At 65.3% G+C, this 17,481-nt stretch carries 19 protein-coding genes and 1 pseudogene; 7 read left to right on the forward strand and 13 right to left on the reverse strand.

Going from position 1 to position 17,481, the window contains the following annotated elements; all coding sequences use genetic code 11:
- Window positions 1-25 precede the first annotated feature (25 nt).
- The 3 genes from ACRQ5Q_RS36720 to ACRQ5Q_RS36730 form a co-directional block, all read right to left on the reverse strand.
- Window positions 26-391, reverse strand: coding sequence for a hypothetical protein (locus ACRQ5Q_RS36720; protein WP_439394737.1), 366 nt, complete (start codon window positions 389-391; stop codon window positions 26-28).
- A 59-nt stretch (window positions 392-450) separates the two neighbouring features.
- Window positions 451-855 carry a YciI family protein gene (locus ACRQ5Q_RS36725; RefSeq protein ID WP_439370459.1) on the reverse strand — a complete coding sequence of 135 codons (405 nt, stop codon included), beginning with the start codon at window positions 853-855 and terminating at the stop codon, window positions 451-453.
- A 121-nt stretch (window positions 856-976) separates the two neighbouring features.
- The gene (locus ACRQ5Q_RS36730) at window positions 977-1,342 is read right to left on the reverse strand and encodes a nuclear transport factor 2 family protein (RefSeq protein ID WP_439394739.1); all 366 of its coding nucleotides are present in this window, start codon (window positions 1,340-1,342) and stop codon (window positions 977-979) included.
- A gap of 119 nt (window positions 1,343-1,461) precedes the next feature.
- Here ACRQ5Q_RS36730 and ACRQ5Q_RS36735 point away from each other — a divergent pair.
- The 5 genes and pseudogenes from ACRQ5Q_RS36735 to ACRQ5Q_RS36755 form a co-directional block, all read left to right on the forward strand.
- Window positions 1,462-1,758: pseudogene (locus ACRQ5Q_RS36735) on the forward strand (methyl-accepting chemotaxis protein); the annotation flags it as partial.
- A gap of 370 nt (window positions 1,759-2,128) precedes the next feature.
- Window positions 2,129-2,917, forward strand: a complete 789-nt coding sequence (locus ACRQ5Q_RS36740) for an SDR family NAD(P)-dependent oxidoreductase (protein ID WP_439394741.1) — start codon at window positions 2,129-2,131, stop codon at window positions 2,915-2,917.
- Between the two features lie 154 nt (window positions 2,918-3,071).
- Window positions 3,072-3,509, forward strand: a complete 438-nt coding sequence (locus ACRQ5Q_RS36745; protein WP_439370461.1) for a hypothetical protein — start codon at window positions 3,072-3,074, stop codon at window positions 3,507-3,509.
- A 49-nt stretch (window positions 3,510-3,558) separates the two neighbouring features.
- Window positions 3,559-3,744 (forward strand): hypothetical protein, encoded by a 186-nt coding sequence (locus ACRQ5Q_RS36750; RefSeq protein WP_439394742.1) that lies wholly within the window; start codon window positions 3,559-3,561, stop codon window positions 3,742-3,744.
- 418 nt (window positions 3,745-4,162) lie between these two features.
- Complete coding sequence (locus tag ACRQ5Q_RS36755; protein ID WP_439370462.1) at window positions 4,163-4,513, forward strand: hypothetical protein; 351 nt, start codon at window positions 4,163-4,165, stop codon at window positions 4,511-4,513.
- A gap of 106 nt (window positions 4,514-4,619) precedes the next feature.
- Here the strand turns inward: ACRQ5Q_RS36755 and ACRQ5Q_RS36760 are convergent, their stop codons facing one another.
- The 4 genes from ACRQ5Q_RS36760 to ACRQ5Q_RS36775 form a co-directional block, all read right to left on the reverse strand.
- Window positions 4,620-5,033: a VOC family protein gene (locus ACRQ5Q_RS36760; protein ID WP_439370463.1), complete on the reverse strand. Its 414-nt coding sequence runs from the start codon at window positions 5,031-5,033 to the stop codon at window positions 4,620-4,622.
- A gap of 36 nt (window positions 5,034-5,069) precedes the next feature.
- Complete coding sequence (locus tag ACRQ5Q_RS36765) at window positions 5,070-5,606, reverse strand: SRPBCC family protein (RefSeq protein ID WP_439370464.1); 537 nt, start codon at window positions 5,604-5,606, stop codon at window positions 5,070-5,072.
- Window positions 5,607-5,755: 149 nt separating this feature from the next.
- A complete protein-coding gene (locus ACRQ5Q_RS36770; protein ID WP_439394744.1) occupies window positions 5,756-7,042 on the reverse strand; it encodes an RNA polymerase sigma factor in 1,287 nt (428 codons plus the stop codon).
- On the reverse strand, window positions 7,039-7,407 hold the full coding sequence (locus ACRQ5Q_RS36775) for a YciI family protein (RefSeq protein ID WP_439370466.1): 369 nt from the start codon (window positions 7,405-7,407) through the stop codon (window positions 7,039-7,041). Before ACRQ5Q_RS36775 ends, ACRQ5Q_RS36770 begins: the two co-directional genes overlap by 4 nt.
- Before the next feature lie 144 nt (window positions 7,408-7,551).
- Between ACRQ5Q_RS36775 and ACRQ5Q_RS36780 the strand changes: the two genes are divergently transcribed.
- Complete coding sequence (locus tag ACRQ5Q_RS36780) at window positions 7,552-8,517, forward strand: 2-hydroxyacid dehydrogenase (protein ID WP_439394746.1); 966 nt, start codon at window positions 7,552-7,554, stop codon at window positions 8,515-8,517.
- Window positions 8,518-8,659: 142 nt separating this feature from the next.
- Here the strand turns inward: ACRQ5Q_RS36780 and ACRQ5Q_RS36785 are convergent, their stop codons facing one another.
- The gene (locus ACRQ5Q_RS36785) at window positions 8,660-9,337 is read right to left on the reverse strand and encodes a TetR/AcrR family transcriptional regulator (protein WP_439394748.1); all 678 of its coding nucleotides are present in this window, start codon (window positions 9,335-9,337) and stop codon (window positions 8,660-8,662) included.
- Window positions 9,338-9,443: 106 nt separating this feature from the next.
- Between ACRQ5Q_RS36785 and ACRQ5Q_RS36790 the strand changes: the two genes are divergently transcribed.
- A complete protein-coding gene (locus ACRQ5Q_RS36790) occupies window positions 9,444-10,088 on the forward strand; it encodes a glutathione binding-like protein (protein ID WP_439394750.1) in 645 nt (214 codons plus the stop codon).
- 216 nt (window positions 10,089-10,304) lie between these two features.
- Here the strand turns inward: ACRQ5Q_RS36790 and ACRQ5Q_RS36795 are convergent, their stop codons facing one another.
- The 5 genes from ACRQ5Q_RS36795 to ACRQ5Q_RS36815 form a co-directional block, all read right to left on the reverse strand.
- Complete coding sequence (locus tag ACRQ5Q_RS36795) at window positions 10,305-11,072, reverse strand: substrate-binding periplasmic protein (protein ID WP_439394752.1); 768 nt, start codon at window positions 11,070-11,072, stop codon at window positions 10,305-10,307.
- Window positions 11,073-11,121: 49 nt separating this feature from the next.
- Window positions 11,122-11,400: a c-type cytochrome gene (locus ACRQ5Q_RS36800; RefSeq protein WP_439394754.1), complete on the reverse strand. Its 279-nt coding sequence runs from the start codon at window positions 11,398-11,400 to the stop codon at window positions 11,122-11,124.
- 149 nt (window positions 11,401-11,549) lie between these two features.
- Window positions 11,550-13,268 (reverse strand): pyrroloquinoline quinone-dependent dehydrogenase, encoded by a 1,719-nt coding sequence (locus tag ACRQ5Q_RS36805; protein WP_439370472.1) that lies wholly within the window; start codon window positions 13,266-13,268, stop codon window positions 11,550-11,552.
- A gap of 384 nt (window positions 13,269-13,652) precedes the next feature.
- Entirely contained in the window at window positions 13,653-15,311 is a 1,659-nt protein-coding gene (locus ACRQ5Q_RS36810; protein ID WP_439370473.1) for a hydantoinase B/oxoprolinase family protein, read from the reverse strand.
- Window position 15,312: 1 nt separating this feature from the next.
- Complete coding sequence (locus ACRQ5Q_RS36815; RefSeq protein ID WP_439394756.1) at window positions 15,313-17,397, reverse strand: hydantoinase/oxoprolinase family protein; 2,085 nt, start codon at window positions 17,395-17,397, stop codon at window positions 15,313-15,315.
- Window positions 17,398-17,481 lie beyond the last annotated feature (84 nt).

The following is a 17,481-nucleotide window of genomic DNA, read 5'->3' on the forward strand; positions in this document are numbered from 1 at the left end:
CGCGCTCGGAAAGACGTTGGCAGGGCTACATCTGCGGAATCGGCAGCACTGGCATGACCTCGATCGCCTCGCCCGGGAAGATCGCAAAATGCGGATGGTTCTCGAACAGCTTTGCAGCATCCTCCTGCGAGGCGGCCCGCACCACCGTGAAGCCGGTCAGCGCGTTGCTGATCTCGGTGATGCCGCTTGCGTCGATCCTGCGGGTCTTGCCGAGCGGGCCCCCCATCTCGATGATGACGTCCTGGTGCTTCTCGACCCAACCGTGCCAGGCGGCCATGCCCTCGCGCTCTCTGGCCTTCCGTTCTGCCTCGGGAAGTGCGTGCCAAGCCTTCATTTTCGACCCGCTCATGCTGCCGAGATAGACGGCGAGGAATTTGTGTTCGGTGCTCATCGGTTCTCTCCTTGTTGATCGATTGACGGCAGCCGTGGAATGTTCCGCGGCCGCTGTGACTATTGCTTCAGGTCGTCGAAGCCGGCGGCGGCCGCCTGCACCTCCGGCGGAAAGTCGCTCATCTCCTGCACTTGCCGGATCTCGATGATTTCGTTCGGCGATGCCGGGCACTCCTTGGCCCACGCGATCGCCTCGGCGCGCGAGGCGACCTCGATCATCCAGTAGCCGCCCAGAACTTCCTTGGACTCCGCGAAGGGACCGTCGGTCACGACAGGCGCGCCGGTCGCGAACGAGACGCGCGCGCCCATCGAGGGCGGATGCAGGCCATCCAGCGTGATCAGCACGCCGGCATCCTTCAGGGCCTCGTTGTAGCGCATCATCGCGGCGACGCGCTCGGGATCGAGTTGGACGTCCGCTGGCGCGCTCTCGTAGCCGAGCGGGATCATGAGCATCATGAATCGCATGGTGTTCCCTAGTTTCACTGTTGGGAGAGCGGCGGGAGCCGCAAGCCCTCGCCTCCAAGACGAGCGAGATCCTACGGAACCGACAGGGCGGCAAAAATTATTCGCAAGGTATTGCGCCGCGCTAGCGCGGCTGCGGCAGGAAACGGCCATCCTGCCGGGCGGCACCGAAATAGACGTCGATGCGCCGGACCTTGCCGCCGGCGAAGGTGAAGAACTCGGTGTTGCGAAAGCTCCTGCCGTCCGTTGCCAGGCAGCAATAGGTGACAAAGGCCTCATCGCCCCGGACGAAAATCCGCTCGATCTCATGCCGCGCGATCCAGCCGCTGTCCCTCCAGCAGCGTTGGAAATAGGCTGCCTTGTCGAGATCATCGTCGAACGGGCTGGTGAAGCGGAAGTCGTCGGTGAGCGCATCGCTCACCCGTTGCCGGTCGTTGGCGAGATAGGCGGCAAACAGGTTCCGGATCACGCGCTCGTTGTCATCAGCCATCGATCGTCTCCGCTGCAAGCATTCCTTGATGAAGACGATTTCCGACCCTCCATGCCGACGGCGCACGGACTGCGGCAACACGTCGCAAAAAGCCTCCAGGCCCAGAAGCCGACCGCGGCAACCCCACGATCGAATCGGCCCGCGCGGTCGAAGCCGGCCGCGGCTTCGCCGTGGTCGCCTCCGAGGTGAAGAGCCTCGCCAATCAGGCCAAGCAGGCGACCGATACGATCACGACCGAGATCGCCGCGCTGAACACCATCTCCGGCGACGTCGCGACCTTCCTGAGCGCGATCAAGGTCGCGATCGCTGCCGTCGACGAGTTCATCGCCTCCACCGCCGCCTCGGTCGAGGAGCAGAGCATCGTGACGGCGGACATGTCGACCAACATGCAGCGCGCCTCGGCGGAGCTGGCATAGGCGCGACTTCCCGTCTATCTCCGTCGCCCTTCGAGGGCCGCTGAAGAGGCGGCCGCCTCAGGGTGACGGAGATGCAGTCTCACTCGCGGTCCCCACAGCGTCATGGCGAGCGCAGCGAAGCAATCCAGAATCCCTCCGCGGAAAGACCCTGGATTGCTCTGCTGCGCTCGCAATGACGCAGCAAGGAGCGCCAGCGTCGCTCTCCAGCTCGCATCTCAACGTGGAGACCCAGCTTCTCGTCCTTTCAAAGGCGACGGCTCGAGCGCGCAAGCGCTCGGCTCCATCGGCATAAGCCTTTTGTCCCGGGACCAAGCGCAGTAAAAGAAGCCGTGCCCACCCACGCCCTTTTCGATCCAGGACAGACCAGCCCATGCCGCAAGCCGCGCAAAAAGTCGCCCTCGTCACCGGAGCCGCGCGGGGGATCGGGCTTGCGACCGCGAAGAAGTTCCTTGACGAGGGCTGGCGCGTGGCGCTGCTCGACATCGAGGGCGAGCTGCAGGCGAGCGCGGCCGCGGCTCTGAACGACCCCGACAACACGCTGGCGATCACCTGCGACGTATCCGACGCAGCGGCCGTGGGCGCTGCGACGGCGGCGGTCATGAGCCGCTTCGGCCGGCTCGATGCCCTCGTCAACAATGCCGGCGTCGCCGTGTTCGCGCCCGTGCTGGAGACCAGCGACGCCGACTGGAGCAGGATCATGGCGGTCAATCTCACCGGCCCGTTCCTGTGCACCAAGGCGGCCGCGCCGCTGATGCGCGAGCAGGGCGGCGGCGCCGTCGTCAACATCACCTCGATCTCGGCGGTGCGCGCCTCGACGCTGCGCTCGGCCTACGGCACCAGCAAGGCTGGCCTTGCACACCTGACAAAGCAGCTTGCGGTCGAGCTTGCCTCGCTCAACATCCGGGTCAACGCAGTTGCTCCCGGGCCGGTCGACACCGCGATGGCCAAGCAGGTGCATACCAAGGAGATCCGCGCCGATTATCACGACGCCATTCCGCTCAACCGTTACGGCCTGGAAGAGGAACTCGCGGACGCAATCTATTTCCTGTGCTCAGGCGGTGCGAGCTACATCACCGGTCAAATTTTGGCCGTTGATGGCGGCTTCGATGCGGCCGGCATCGGCCTGCCGACGCTACGTGGGCAACGGTGGAACGGGTAGAACCTTAGAGGGTGGGCTTGCGGCTGCGCGAAGTGCAGGCGCGTAACCCATCTCTTTGCGCGCGGCGAGAAAGGCGGTGGGTTACGCCAACGGACTGCGCTCCGCGCAGCCGTAGGGCTAACCCACCCTGCGAAACCGAGTTGGTGGAGAGTTCATGCGACGCGTCACCTCCCTCAAAGCCCTGATGCTCGCATCCACCCTGCTCGCCGCCACGCCCGCGGCCGCCGAAATCCGTATCATCCAGTCGCCGGGCGGTCAGGTTGGGCCGTTCCTCGATCTGTTCGAGAGGGTGCGCGAGAGCGGCGAGCGCGTGGTGATCGACGGTCCCTGCCTGTCCGCCTGCACGCTGGTGCTGAGCATCGTGCCGGGCGAGCGTATCTGCGTCACGAGGCGCGCCGTGCTCGGCTTCCATGCCGCGCGTTCGATCGACCGGGCCGGGCGCATCTATGCCGAGCCCGAAGCATCCGAAGCGGTGCTGGCCGCCTATCCCGGCCCGGTGCGCGACTGGATCAGCCGCCGCGGCGGTCTCACTTCGCGGCTACTGCTGCTGAAGGGGCGCGATCTCGCCGCCATCTATCCGCGCTGCCGGTGACGCCCTGGGCGCCGCTGGCGCGTCCGAGCTGCGGCTGCTCGAGCTCTATGTGAAATATGTCGGCGGGGACGCAGACACCGCGACCGTGCCGCCGCAACCCTACCGGCTCGGCGTCGAGCCGCCGCGGCAGGGGAAACCGACGCCCTCCCGGACGGCGCGGCCGCGCAACTACATCGCCTCGACGCTCGTCATCGCAAGTGTCAGCTTCACGCTCATCGCATTGCTCGTGCGCTGACGGGCAAGGGCGCCGGCGACATATTGCGCCCGTCACACGCTTCGTCGGTTCTAGAAGAACCGCTGGATCATCTGCGCCAGTTCCATGCTCGCGCAGATGAGCATACCCCAGAGTGCAAAGTTGATCTGTAGCGCCGCCACCATCGGTCGCTCCCCTTCCAAGTCACGTCCATCCCAGTTTGTAGAATTTATGAAGGAATGATTAGCGATTCTGACGCTGGGTTCACAGCCTATTATTGCGCCAGTTGTTGTGCGATGCGGGCCGCACCGTTTTCACGAAGCGGCCTCACTGCTCCCGCAAAGTGAGGCGAGCATGATCCCTCATGCCGGCCACGTCGTCCCTTACTTCCATTCAACTGGCGCGATGCGATACTTCCCAAGCGGAATTTGCGTGTCGCCTACCGCTCCGAAGGCCCGGCATGATGCGGCACGGCTTGTTCTTGCTTGGTTTTTGCGCAGCACTCATGGGATGCGCGGTCGCACCGGCGCAGGAGCGTCGTCCGGTCGCATGGGACGGCCTCGGCCAGAACCCGAATCGCTCTCACGTCGCAAAGCGGCGCGCTGCCAATCCGCTACCTGCGCAGGACAATCCCAATCAGGAGCGGGAAAAAGTGCTCGCCACCTTGCGTCCGTACTCCGAAGCGTGGTGGGCGGTCCACGACGAGATCGAAGCGGAGAACGACAGAACCCTCGGCACCAAGCTCGTGATCTGCCCGCGCTGCGTTCAGTCTCCGCCGTCCGGCGAAGACGTGACCGGATCAATCCGGTGAGAGGCGCATAAGCCGATCTGTATTTGACGTGCCCAGCCCGGGGCGCGCCCTGACCCGCAATGATCGAAAGGGGCGCGCCGCCGGGCGTGTCAGGCGACCAAGGCTGTCACATGCCCTCCGCCGGGCAGTTCACCATCCAGGGAATGCCGAACCTGTCGACGCACATGCCAAAACCCTTGGCCCAGAAGGTCTTGCTGAAGGGCATCGTGACGGTGCCGCCGTCGGCGAGCGCATTGAACCTGCGCTCGGCGTCCGCGACGTCCGTGATCGTCAGCGAGACCGAAAAGCCCTGCGGCTTGTGAAAGTGCTCGCCTGGCGCATCGGAGGCCATCAAGACGCTGCCGTCGGGCAACGACAGCCGCGCATGCATGATCATCTTCTCGCGGCCGGGTGCAGCCGGCATGTCCGGCGGCGCTTCGGATGCTCGCATCATCGCGTCGATCTTGCCGCCGAGGACCTTGGCGTAATAGGTGAACGCCGCTTCGCAGGTGTCCTGATAGAACAGATAGGGATTGAGCATCGTTTCTCTCCTCTTTCTTCCTGGGCAATCGTTGCGTTATTTCTCGGCGAGCTTCTTGAGGCTCGCGAGACCAGCTTCGAAATCTTTGCCGATCATGCTGTCCATGTTGATGAAGACCTGCATCACCTTGGACATGAACGGGGCCGGACCGTACATCGCCCATGTGACCAGAGTGGTATCGCCCTGCGGCACAAAGGTGAACTCGGCGGTGTTGTGGCCTTCGAAGGGCCGCTCGAAATCGAGCTTGATGCGGAGCTTCGACGGTGAGCTCGCCTCGAGGATCTCCATGTGGCCGGCGCCGACATTGTTGTTGCCGTCCCAGGCATAGGTCGCGCCCTTTCCTGCCGCGGTTCCACCGAAGCTGCGTTTCATAGCGGGATCGCGGTTCTCGTACGGCGACCAGCTGGTCCAGAAGCGGAAATCGGCCACCTGCGGATAGATCGCGGCGGCGGGTGCCTTCATGGCCAGGGAACGCTCAACGCGGAACGTGTCCGGCTTGCTCAATGCGAAGACGAGGACTCCGGCGATGCCGACGGCGAGAACGATGACGATGACGGTAATGGGTTTCAGCAATGAATGGCTCCCTGGCTACGGGATCAAGACGAAGGGGAACGGCGGGGGCCGACAATTGATGGAATGTTTTTTTGATCGTCATTCCGGGATGGTCCGAAGGACCAGACCACAGGTGCGCAATTGCCCACCGCCCCGGAATGACGGGCGCCCTACTTCGCCTTCGCGCTTTCCTTTGCCTTCGGCTGGCTGTCCCGGATCAGCCGGTCGAGATGCATGCGGATGTGGGCGGCTTCGGCGGAGGTGTTGGCCAGCGCGATGGCGCGGTCGAAGGCGGTTCGGGCTTCGTCGTTGCGACCGAGCTGCATCAGGAAGGCGCCACGCACGCCATAGAAATGGAAGTAGTTGGCGAGTTTCGGCGCCAGCGGCTCGATCAGGTCGAGCGCGGCCTGGGCTCCGCGGACCTTGGAGACCGCGACGGAGCGGTTGAGCGTCACCACGGGCGAAGGCTGCACCAGCTCGAGCGCGCCGTAGAGCAGGTCGATCTGGACCCAGTCGGTCTCCTCCGGCGTCGACGCGCGCGCATGCAGTGCGGCGATCGCGGCCTGGATCTGGTATGGCCCGCTGCGGCGATGGCGCATCGCCTTGTCGATCAAGGCGAGGCCTTCCGCGATCATGGCGCCATTCCACAGCGAACGGTCCTGGTCGCCGAGCAGGATCAGCGAGCCATCCGCCGCAAAGCGCGCGGCGCTGCGGGCATGCTGCAACAGGATCAGCGCCGTGAGCCCCATGATCTCAGGCTCGCTCGGGAACAGCCGCAGCAGCAGCCGCGCCAGCCGGATCGCCTCCTCGCACAAGGGCTTCCTGATCTCGGCGGTATCGCCGCTCGCGGAATAGCCCTCGTTGAAGATCAGGTAGATCATCGCCGCCACGCCGGCGAGCCGCTCGGCGCGCTCGACGGCGCCGGGGGCTTCGAACGGCGTCCCCGCCTCCGCCACCTTCGCCTTGGCGCGCGTGATCCGCTGCTCCATCGCCGCGTCCGAGACCAGGAAGGCGCGTGCGATCTGCTTCACGGTGAGGCCCGAGACGATGCGCAAGGCCAGCGCGATCTGCTGCGTCGCCGGCAGCTGCGGATGGCAGCAGATGAACATCAGCCGCAGGATGTCGTCGCGATAATGCGAGCCGTCGAGTCGCTCGGCGAGCGCGCCCTCGGCGTCGTCGAGATCGGAAATCGCCTGGTCGTCGTCGGGCAGCGGCTGCTGCTTGCGGGTCCGGCGCACTTCGTCAATCGCGACGTTGCGGCCGACCATGATCAGCCATGCCGCGGGATCGCGCGGCGGCCCGTTCTGCGGCCAGCTTTTCAGCGCGCGCAGGCAGGCGTTCTGGAAGGCTTCCTCGGCGGTGTCCAGATCGCGGAAATAGCGCAGCAGCGCGCCGACTGCCTGGGGTCGCGCCGAGGTCAGCGCAGTCTCGATCCAGGCAGTCTCGGTCTCGCTCACGTCAGGTTTCCTCCGGGCCGGAACACGCCGACGGGACGCACCTCATAGGCGCCGCCGGGATTGGCTGCGCCGAGCTCGCGCGCGACGTCGAGGGCGTCATCGAGGTTCTTGCAATCCACGATGTAGAAGCCGAGCAATTGCTCCTTGGTCTCGGCATAGGGACCGTCGAGCACCAGCGGCGGGTCCTCCTTGCGCAGGGTCGCAGCCGCGGTGGTCGGCAGCAGCCGCGCCACCGGCCCGAGCCGGCCCTGCTTGGTGAGCTTCTCCTGCACCACGGCGAGCTTCTTCATCACGGCCTCGTCCTGCTCCTTGCTCCAGGAGCCGACGAAGTCCTCATCGTGATAGCAAAGAATCGCATAAAGCATGGGCAGTCCCTTCCCCGACCTCTCGTTCTGAAGACGATCCACTATGCCCTGCGCCGACAGGGCTGCGGAAAAATTTTGCAAGAAAAATCCGGCAGATCGTGCCAAGGAGAGCCTCCAAAAGCGGAACCTGACGAGGCACTTCGAATGAGCAAAGGCACCCTGGCCGTCCTGATCAACAGCACGCAGCAGAACTGGCTGCCGGAGCGCTGGAAGGCCCGGTTCGACGCGGTCTGCGGCGGCCGCCGCGTGGTGCTGCTGCCCGATCCCGGGCTCGATCCTGCCGAGGTGCATTATGCGGCGGTGTGGAAGCCGGTGCCGGGCGATCTCGGCGCGTTCCCCAATCTTCGCGCCATCTTCAATCTCGGCGCCGGCGTCGATGCGCTGATGGCGGACAAGAGCCTGCCCGACGTGCCGCTGGTCCGCGTCGCCGTGCCTGACCTCACCAACCGGATGACCGAATACGTCGTGCTGCACGTGCTGATGCACCACCGCCAGGAGCTGTACCTGCGGCAGTCGCAGCGCGAGAAGCGCTGGGAGCCGAAATATCAGTGGCCGGCGAGCGCCATCACCGTCGGCGTGATGGGACTCGGCACCCTCGGTGCGGACGCGGCCGGCGTGCTGCGACGGCTCGGCTTCCGGGTCACCGGCTGGAGCCGCAGCCCGCGCACGATCGCGGGCGTCGAATGCTTCCATGGCACTGCCGGCATGGACGCGTTCCTGCGCAAGACCGACATCCTCGTCAGCCTTTTGCCCCTGACTCCAGACACGCACGGCATCCTCAACCGCGACGTCTTCTCAAAGCTCAACCGCACCAGCCCGCTCGGCGCGCCGGTGCTGATCAATGCCGGCCGCGGCGGCTTGCAGAACGAAGCCGACATCCTCGCCTGTCTCGATGACGGCACGCTCGGTGCCGCCTCGCTCGACGTCTTCGTGCAGGAGCCGCAGCCGAAGGACAGCCGGTTCTGGACCCACCCCAAGGTGCTGCTGACCCCGCACAACGCCGCCGACACCGACGCGGAGGCCATCTCGGCCTACGTCGCCGAGCAGATCGAAAAATTCGAGGCGGGCGGTGCGCTGGAGAACGTGGTGGACCGGGTCAGGGGGTATTGAGGCCCGGTAGCTCTGCACGCTCTTCTATGCAGCCGAGTACGCCCGCGCACCCGGCGGCGACTTCACGGTGCGACAGTCCCGGCTCGATGCCACGCCCGTCGCCGCGCCGCCTGGCGAAAGCCGGGCTGCGCCGGGATGGCAGCTAGGGCTTTGCTCCCAGCATCACATCAATCGCGCCCTTCACGATCGCTTCCAGCTCCTTGCGCGGGACGCGGGCGCGCGAGCGGATGGCGATGGTGTGGACGGTGGCGGACGCGATCTGCGCCAGCGCGAACGGATCGGCGCCCTCCGGCAGCTCGCCTTTCTCCCTGGCGCGGCGGAAGCAGCTTGCAAACGCCTTGTCGAGCCCGGTGAGACCGTCGAGCACCATGGCGCGGATCTCGGGATCGCCGACGGCCTCGGACGCCGCGGTCACGACCGTGAAGCAGCCGCGCGGGCCGGTGTCGCCGGACAGATAGATGTCGAGCGCCGCAGCGTAGATGCGCTCCAGCCGCTGCCGCAGGGGCATCTCCTGGCGAAAGATCTCGACCATGGAGGCGGCAGCCTCCTCACGATAGCGCTGGTAGCTCTTGATGTAGAGCTCGCGCTTGTCGCCGAAGGCGCCGTAGAGGCTCGGCCGGTTCATGCCGGTCGCTTGGCTGAGATCATCGAGCGAGGTGGCCGCAAAACCTTGCTTGCGGAACAGATCGAGCGCCTTGCCCAGCGCGATATCGGGCTCGTAGGCGCGGGGACGGCCACGACGCTTGGGTTCGCCGCGGCGCTCGGGTTCGGCACGGCGCCTGGGCTGACCGGCAGCTGGCGGCTTCGATTTTTGTACCATTTCGCAAAATAATCCTTGACCACGGATATATTATGCAAGATGGTACAAAAATCAATCTGGCCAGGTTGAGCGACACCAAAAGAGGAATTGCCCAAGGAGGCTACAGATGGATCTTTATTTCTCGCCGCTCGCCTGCTCGATGGCGACGCGCGTCGCATTGTATGAAGCCGGCGCCGAGGCGAACTATCTCGAAGTCGATCCGCCGACCAAGACCGTGCTGAACGACGGCTCCGACTTCCGCGCCGTCAATCCGATCGGCCTCGTGCCGACGCTGCGCACCGACGAAGGCGTGGTGCTCACCGAGAACGCCGCAATCCTGCAATATGTCGCGGACTGTTTTCCGCAATCCGGCCTCGGCGCCACCGCGGGCATCGAGCGCACAAGGCTGCATCAATGGCTCTGCTTCATCGGCACCGAGCTGCACAAGGGCCTGTTCATTCCCGTACTCGACCGCAAGGCGCCGCAGGAAGCCAAAGCCTATGTGCTGGAGAAGAACCTGTCGCGGCTCGATTATCTCGACAATTACCTGAAAGGCAGGGAATTCCTGCTCGACCATTTCAGCGTGGCCGATGCCTATCTCGTCACGGTCATCAACTGGACCATGGCGACGCCGCCGATCGAGCTTGCGAAATGGCCCAACGTAAAGGCGTATTACGAGCGCCTGCGCCAGCGGCCGTCAGTCGCCAAGGCGATTGCGGAAGAGTTCGAGCTGTACAAGGCCGAGCTCGCGCGGAAGAAGGCGGCGGCCTGAGGCGCGATGAAATAGGCTCGATCGCTGCAACCACGGGAGGTGCGCTCCCTCTCCCGCTTGCGGGAGAGGATGCTTCTCCAATGGCACAACCCCCAGGAGGAGAAAGCCCTCACCCGCGCCTCCGGCGCGACCTCTCCCGCAAGCGGGTCGCAAGCGGGAGAGGTGAACGAGCCGCGGCAGTCGATCCAGCCAAAGCCGCTCCGTCCTGCAGCTCGACTATTTCGGCGCCTGCAGCACGATGCCATAGCGGCCGTAGATGCGGTCGATCGTGCCGTCGCTCCGCAGCCGCTCCACGGCTCCGTCGATGGCTTCGCGCAACGCATCGTCCGGACGGATCATGCCGACGGCAACGTTCCAGTTGAGATCGACCACGCTCTCGTCGCGATCCAGGATCCGGAGCTTCTTGTCCGGATGCGTCAGGTTGAAATAGCTCGCCGCGGTGGGCGTGACGGCGGCGGCATCGATCTCATGGTTCGACACCGCTTCCAGGCTATCGTTCTCGAAGCCGAAGGTCGACGTCGGCACGCGCCGTTGACCGATGATCATGGCTGCGATCGATCCAACCTGCACGCCCACCCTGGTCGCCTCGTTGAGGCTCCCGAACGAGGTGAGCGTGCTGGATGACGGCACCGCGAGCGCGACGCCCGTGCGATAATACGGTTTCGAGATCCTCAGGCGGGTTTCGCCCTGCGCTTCGCGGTCGGCGATGACGTCCAGAAGAATGTCACAGCCGGCGCTGCGCATCTGATATTGCGTGATGATCCAGTCGAGCCTGAGCGAGACGCCGAGCTCGCGTGCCAGCACCCGACCGAACTCAACCTGAAAGCCGGGTGGATCGGCGGCCTTGTGCGCAAAGGGAAGCGAATTGGGATGCGCGCACAACCCGATCACGCCGCTCGAACGGATCGCGTCCAGGGTTCGCGCCTGCGCGGGCCCCGACAGAACGATGGCAGCAGCGACGATGGCCGGGGCGAATGCCTTCATTCCGTGTCTCTTGGATGGTTCGGGGCTTGACGGATCGAGTCCTGGCGGTTCAACCCTCGCGCGGTTTCAAGGCGCGGATGTATTTGACGATCTGGTCGATCTGGGCGTCGGTGAAGGCGCCGTCGAATGCCGGCATCGCTCCCTGCTTGCCGTGCTTGATGCGGTCGCGAATGAAGTCGTCGTCGCGCGGCGAGTTCATCAGTTGCGGCCCCTTGCCGGCTGCACGTCCACCGTCGGAGTGACAGAAGCCGCAAGTCCCCGCGAACACCTGCTCGACGTCGAGCGTCCCGTTCTCGGGCGCCGGCGTGGCGGATTGTGCTTGAGCCATAACAGCGCACAGTAACGAGGCGGCCAGCGCCGCCGGAATCGTTTTCAAATGCAATCTCAACACGTCCTCTCCATTCCTGAATCACGCCGCTGCTTCGATCGACCGGGGAGCGGGCTTGCGCCCGCTTCCCGACGAACGTTTGCGGCAGGCTATTTCAGGCTGAAGACGATGAGCGCGCCGTCGTCACGCGGCATGCTCTTGTAGGCGCCGCCGAAGTTCGGCGCATATTCGTCCGCCAGCATCCCGCCAAAGCCCGCGGTTACGGCGATATATTGCTTGCCCCCGGCGGAGTAGCTGACGATGCCGCCCTGGTGGCCGGTGCCATTGTTGTGCTTCCACAGCTCGGCCCCGGTCTCGGCATCGTAGGCGTGAAGGACGCCGCGGGAATCGGGCACGAACACCAGATTGCCGGCGGTCGACAGCACGCTCCCGAGCGGCGGCTCGGGGTAGCGAACCTCCCATTTCTTTGCCCCCGTGATGGGGTCGCGCGCGTCGAGGTGTCCGTAGATCTCACCGCCAGGGGGCGGCGCCATCTTGAAATCGGCGCCGATGTTGAGCTGCGCCTGCGGCGCGGTGACCGGCGTCGTCTTCTGGATATCGAGCGTCATGCACCATTCCTGGCCGATCTTGTAGTAAAGACCGGTCTTCGGGCTGTAGGAGCCGGAGTTCCAGCTGATGCCGCCGCCGATGAACGGACACAGCGGCGGTTCGGTGACCTTCCCGACCGGGAAATCGCGACGGCCGATCAACGCGCCGGTCTTGGGATCGATATCCTTGACGAAGTTGATGTTCTCGACCAGCCGCCAGACGTTCTTCACGCCGAGATTGCGGTCGTAGACGAAGACGAAGCCGCCCTTGTTCGGATGAACCACGTATTTCTGGCCGTCTCGCTCGAGCATCACGAACTCGCCGACGGCGCTGTCGAAGTCCCAGGCATCGTGCGGCAGTTCCTGATGGTAGGATTTCAGCTTTCCGGTATCGATATCGAGAGCGATCACCGAACTCGTGTAGAGATTGTCGCCGGGACGCGCACCTTGCGTCTTGTAGTCGGCGCCCGACCAGTCGTAGAGCGGCGCCGGATTTGCGGTGCCCCACAGGATGGTGTTGGTCTCGGAATCGTAGGTGCCCGGCATCCAGCCGCCACCGCCGCCGGTGCGCCAGGAATCGTTGCCCCAGGTCTTCATAGCCTCGTCGGTGCCCGCGACCGTCAGGAACTCCCACTTCTTCTTTCCAGTGGTGGCATCGACCGCGAAGATCGGGCCGCGGCCCGGCCATTCGCCCCCTTGCGAGCCGATGATCACAGTCCCCTTCGCGTAGAGCGGCGCGCCGGTAAAGCCGACCGTGAGCTTCTGCGAATCGATCAGCCTGGTCTCCCAGAGCACCTTGCCGGTCTTCGCATCGAGCCCGAACAGACGACCGTCCATGGTGCCGACGAAGACCTTGCCTTCGCCGAGCGCTACGCCGCGGTTGTAGGGAGAGTGGGTCTGGCGGCTGATGAGCGCCTCATCCAGCTCCGGAAAGAACGACCAGATGACCTCGCCCGTCGCGCCGTTCAGCGCGAAAACACGGCTGTAGGATCCCGAGTAGTACAGCACACCGTCGGCCGCGAGCGGCATCGACTGCAGGCCGCGCGTCGATCGTCCTGGAATGTGCATCCAGGCGACGCCCAGATTGCCGACGTTGTTCGCGTTGATCTGCGCGAGCGGGCTGTAATGATGGGATTTGTATGAACCGTGATAGGTGAGCCAGTCGTTCTGCCCGGCGCCCTCGATCCGGGCCGTATCCACGGTTTGGGCCAACGCCGCCGACGCAGCAAATGCCGCAACGGCGAGAACAGGTAAGCCCGAGTTGAGCCACTGCTTCCTCATATGCACTTCCTCCCGCTTTGTGTTTGTTGATTGCGTCTCGTGAACGCCGCTGCGAGGAATGTTTGCAGTTCGGTACGCGTCGATAGTCCTCCACCGGACATGATCTGCCAACAAATGCCCCTTCTCTCGGCGCATGTCGCCAAGGGAGCCACGTTCACTGCCGTGATTGCTGTCGCACGTCTGCTCACACAGCGTACGACGGATCGCAGGACGTGCAAAGATGGAATGCGCGCGCCGGGCGACTTGGCGCGGAGGCCGAATTGAAACGACAGCAGCGCTGACCGTTCGATCTCTTACAGCTCTCCCTAGCGCATCCGCGGCAGGATCGCGACGATGCCGGGCCAGAGCGCCAGCAGCGGCACTAATCCGATCGACGCGTTGGCATCAACGCGCATACGCGTAAAGCTTGACCGCGTTGTCCGGGGACACGAGACCGCTCGCGACGTCCTCGTTGACGGCCGCACGATCGCGCTCCCTGGGATCGCCAATGCCGGCACCGCCGGGCGTCATCACCACCAGCCGATCGTCCGGCGGCACCTGCTGAAAACCCTTGCCACGAAGCTTCTTGCCGGATTTCAGGCCGACATAGCCGGCCTCGCCGTTCTGGCCGCCGTCGCGGCCGCGCGGCGGATGATCGATGCGGTCGAACGCCGCGAGGATGTCGAACGGCGCATCGACGCCGCTGCCGACCTCGATGATCTGGCCGAGGCCGCCGCGGGTGCGCCCTGCTCCACCGGAATCCGGACGCAGCTCCTTGCGCCAGAAGATCAGCGGCGTCTGCGTCTCCGCGATCTCCACCGGCGTGCCGCGCACGCCGCTGGGATAGGCGGTCGCCGACAGCCCGTCCTTGCCGAAGCGCGCGCCGGTGCCGCCATTGGAGGTGACCGCCATGGAGAACCCGTAATTGCCGCCGGCGCCCGAGCGGGTCTGGCCACGCACGTTGAGATTCCACAGACACGAGGTGCCTTCAGCGGGCACGCGCTCGGGAATGATCTGGCGCAGGCAGCCGAACACGACGTCGGGCAGCATCTGGCCGATGACGTGGCGCGAGGCGACCGGCGCCGGCTTCGGCGCATTGAGGATCGCGCCAGGGGGAGCCGACACCGTCAGCGGCGAGAGCGAGCCGGCATTGTTCGGGATCTGCGAGGCGACGACGCAGCCGAGGCCGAACACGGTGTAGGCGGTGGTGTAGGACAGCGGCACGTTGATGCCGAATTTCGACGCGTCCGACGTGCCGTCGAAATCGACGTGAATGCCCGCATCCGATATCGTCAGCGTCGCGGCGAGCGTCACCGGCGCATCGTAGCCGTCCACGACCATGCTGTTGCGCCAGCTGCCCTTCGGCAGCTTTGCGATCTCGGCGAGCACGGCCTCGCGCGAGCGGTCGCAGATGTAGTCGCCGAGCTCGTCGAGCGTGTCGATGCCGAACTCGGTCATCATCTCGACCAGACGCTCGCAGCCGACGTCATTGCAGCCGGCGAGCGAATAGGTGTCGCCCTCGGTATCGATCGGCAGCCGCGTGTTGGTGCGGATCATCGCCATCAGCGTCTCGTTGACGACGCCCTGGTCGATCAGCTTCAGCATGGGGATGTAGAGACCCTCCATGAACACGTCGGTGGCGTCAGGCCCGAAGCCGATGCCGCCGATGTCCATGAGATGGCTGGTGCAGGAGAACAGCGCGACGACCTTGCCGTCCTTGAAGCAGGGCGTGGTGACGACGAAATCGTTGAGATGGCCGGTGCCCATCCAGGGATCGTTGGTGATGTAGGCATCGCCCTCCTTCATCGTCTCGATCGGAAAGTGGGCGATGAAGTGCTTGACCGATTCCGCCATCGAGTTGACGTGACCGGGCGTGCCGGTGACCGCCTGCGCCAGCATACGCCCCCTGAGGTCGAACACGCCGGCCGAGAGGTCGCCGCATTCGCGCACGATCGGGCTGAACGCAGTGCGCAAAAGCACCTGCGCCTGCTCCTCGACCACGGCGATCAGCCGGTGCCACATGATCTGGAGGTCGATCAGGCTCGCGCCGCTTGCCTTGCTCATGTCAAGCCGCCTTTCGTTCCATGACGATGCTGCCGGCACCGTCGATATGCGCGTCAAAACTGGTCGAGACAAAAGTGGATGTCTCGTCTTCCGCGATCACGGCGGGGCCCGCGATGGTCGCGCCCGGCGCCATGTCCTCGCGGCGATAGAGCGGGATCTCGATCACCTCGCCGGCGCGGCCGTCGAAGAATTTTCGGCTGCCGGAGGCCTTCGCCGCCGGCTTGCGCGCGACCGCCGCAACGGCGGGCGGATTGCGCGCCTCGGTGGTGGCGAGCACCGACCAGCTCAAGACCTCGATCGCCGCGCCCGGGATCGGGCGCTCGAACATCGCCGAATAGTCGGTCTCGAACTTCTGGCGCAGGCCGGCGAGATCGGCCGAGGTCAACGGCCGGTTCGGCAGCTCGACGGTGATCTCGTGGCCCTGACCGACATAGCGCATGAAGGCTGCACGGCGCTCGCGCACCGGCGCGCCGGCTGCGCCGGGCTCGACCAGCGCACGCGCCTCGGTCGTCATCTCCTGAAGCAAGTCGGAGACGGCCTTGGTGTCGAAATCGTCGAGCCGGACATGACGGCTGCGCACCAGCTCGTAGGCGATGGGCGCCGCCAGGAATCCGACCGCCGAGCCGACGCCGGCATTCGACGGCACGATCACGCGGGAGACACCGATCTTCTCGGCGACGCGCGCCGCATGCAGCGGCGCGGCACCGCCGAAGGCGATCAGCGTGTGCTGGCCGACCACGGCGCCGCGCTCGACCGCATGCACGCGCGCCGCGCTCGCCATGTTCTCGCAGACGACCTCGTGCACGGCATAGGCCGCCGTTTCCGCCGACAGGCCGAGTGCCTCACCGACATCGCGCAGCAGCACCTGCTTCGAGAGCTCCGGATCGAGCTTGATCGTGCCGCCCGCGAAGGCATCAGGATCGATCATGCCGAGTGCAACGTCCGCATCCGTCACCGATGGACGCTGGCCGCCGCGGCCGTAGCAGGCGGGACCAGGCTCGGACGAGGCGCTCTCCGGGCCGACGGTGACACGCTTCATCGCGTCGACATGGGCGATCGAGCCACCGCCGGCGCCGATCTCGACCATCTCGATCACGGGGATGCGCACCGGCAGGCCCGAACCTTTCAGGAAGCGCGCGGCGCGGTCGACCTCGAACACGCGCGAGGTCTCGGGCTGGTATTCTTCGATCAGGCAGATCTTTGCCGTGGTGCCGCCCATGTCGAAGGAGAGCACCTTGCTCTCCCCCAACCGTGCCGCGATCTGCGCCGCGAAGATGGCGCCGCCGGCCGGGCCGGATTCGACGAGACGCACGGGAAAGCGCCGCGCCGTCTCGATCGAGGTGACGCCGCCGCCCGACGTGACGAGGTAGATCGCGCCGCGAAACTGCTCGACCTGCAAGGCATCGGCCATGCGGGCGAGATAGCCGTCGATCAACGGCTGCACATAGGCGTTGGCAACTGCCGTGGAGGTGCGCTCATATTCGCGGATCTCCGGACACACCGCCGACGAGACCGTCACCGAAATGCCGGGCATCTCTTCGGCAATGATCGCAGCCGCGCGGCGCTCGTGCTCGGGATTGGCATAGGAGTGCAGGAAGGCGATCGCGACGCTCTCGACGCCCAGCTCGCGCAATTTCGGCGCGAGTGCGCGTACGGCCGTCTCGTCGAGCGGGAGACGAACCGCCCCGTGGGCGTCGATGCGCTCGGGCACGGTGAAGCGAAGGCTGCGCGGCGCCAGCGGCTTCGGCTTGTCGATGCTGAGATCGTACTGGTCGTAGCGGCTCTCGGTGCCGATATCGAGCACGTCGCGAAAGCCGTAGGTCGCGATCAGCGCCGTCCTGGCGCCGCGGCGCTCGATGATGGCGTTGGTCGCGAGCGTGGTGCCGTGAATGAAGACGTCGATATCGCTGATGTGAGCCCGCGCATCGGCGAGAATGAGACGCATGCCGTCGAGCACCGCCTGCTCGGGTCGCTGCGGCGTCGTCAGCACCTTGCGCGTCTTGCGCGCCTCGCCCACGTCCAGCACGATGTCGGTGAACGTGCCACCGATATCCACGGCAAGCCGCACCTCGGCTCCCTCAAGCATTCCAAATTCTCCGTGCTGATCGTCAAGATTGGGCCCAAAAAGCTAGCAATTTGCGTGCCATGAGGCATGCCAGCAACGCTATGC

Source organism: Bradyrhizobium sp. PMVTL-01 (assembly GCF_051861855.1).
In the GTDB taxonomy this organism is placed as follows: domain Bacteria; phylum Pseudomonadota; class Alphaproteobacteria; order Rhizobiales; family Xanthobacteraceae; genus Bradyrhizobium.

Coding starts and splice junctions, on each gene's coding strand:
- ACRQ5Q_RS36720 (WP_439394737.1), bottom strand. CDS start 391: ATGAGCACCGAACACAAATTCCTCGCCGTCTATCTCGGCAGCATGAGC.
- ACRQ5Q_RS36725 (WP_439370459.1), bottom strand. CDS start 855: ATGCGATTCATGATGCTCATGATCCCGCTCGGCTACGAGAGCGCGCCA.
- ACRQ5Q_RS36730 (WP_439394739.1), bottom strand. CDS start 1,342: ATGGCTGATGACAACGAGCGCGTGATCCGGAACCTGTTTGCCGCCTAT.
- ACRQ5Q_RS36740 (WP_439394741.1), top strand. CDS start 2,129: ATGCCGCAAGCCGCGCAAAAAGTCGCCCTCGTCACCGGAGCCGCGCGG.
- ACRQ5Q_RS36745 (WP_439370461.1), top strand. CDS start 3,072: ATGCGACGCGTCACCTCCCTCAAAGCCCTGATGCTCGCATCCACCCTG.
- ACRQ5Q_RS36755 (WP_439370462.1), top strand. CDS start 4,163: ATGATGCGGCACGGCTTGTTCTTGCTTGGTTTTTGCGCAGCACTCATG.
- ACRQ5Q_RS36760 (WP_439370463.1), bottom strand. CDS start 5,033: ATGCTCAATCCCTATCTGTTCTATCAGGACACCTGCGAAGCGGCGTTC.
- ACRQ5Q_RS36775 (WP_439370466.1), bottom strand. CDS start 7,407: ATGCTTTATGCGATTCTTTGCTATCACGATGAGGACTTCGTCGGCTCC.
- ACRQ5Q_RS36780 (WP_439394746.1), top strand. CDS start 7,552: ATGAGCAAAGGCACCCTGGCCGTCCTGATCAACAGCACGCAGCAGAAC.
- ACRQ5Q_RS36785 (WP_439394748.1), bottom strand. CDS start 9,337: ATGGTACAAAAATCGAAGCCGCCAGCTGCCGGTCAGCCCAGGCGCCGT.
- ACRQ5Q_RS36790 (WP_439394750.1), top strand. CDS start 9,444: ATGGATCTTTATTTCTCGCCGCTCGCCTGCTCGATGGCGACGCGCGTC.
- ACRQ5Q_RS36795 (WP_439394752.1), bottom strand. CDS start 11,072: ATGAAGGCATTCGCCCCGGCCATCGTCGCTGCTGCCATCGTTCTGTCG.
- ACRQ5Q_RS36800 (WP_439394754.1), bottom strand. CDS start 11,400: ATGGCTCAAGCACAATCCGCCACGCCGGCGCCCGAGAACGGGACGCTC.
- ACRQ5Q_RS36805 (WP_439370472.1), bottom strand. CDS start 13,268: ATGAGGAAGCAGTGGCTCAACTCGGGCTTACCTGTTCTCGCCGTTGCG.
- ACRQ5Q_RS36810 (WP_439370473.1), bottom strand. CDS start 15,311: ATGAGCAAGGCAAGCGGCGCGAGCCTGATCGACCTCCAGATCATGTGG.
- ACRQ5Q_RS36815 (WP_439394756.1), bottom strand. CDS start 17,397: ATGCTTGAGGGAGCCGAGGTGCGGCTTGCCGTGGATATCGGTGGCACG.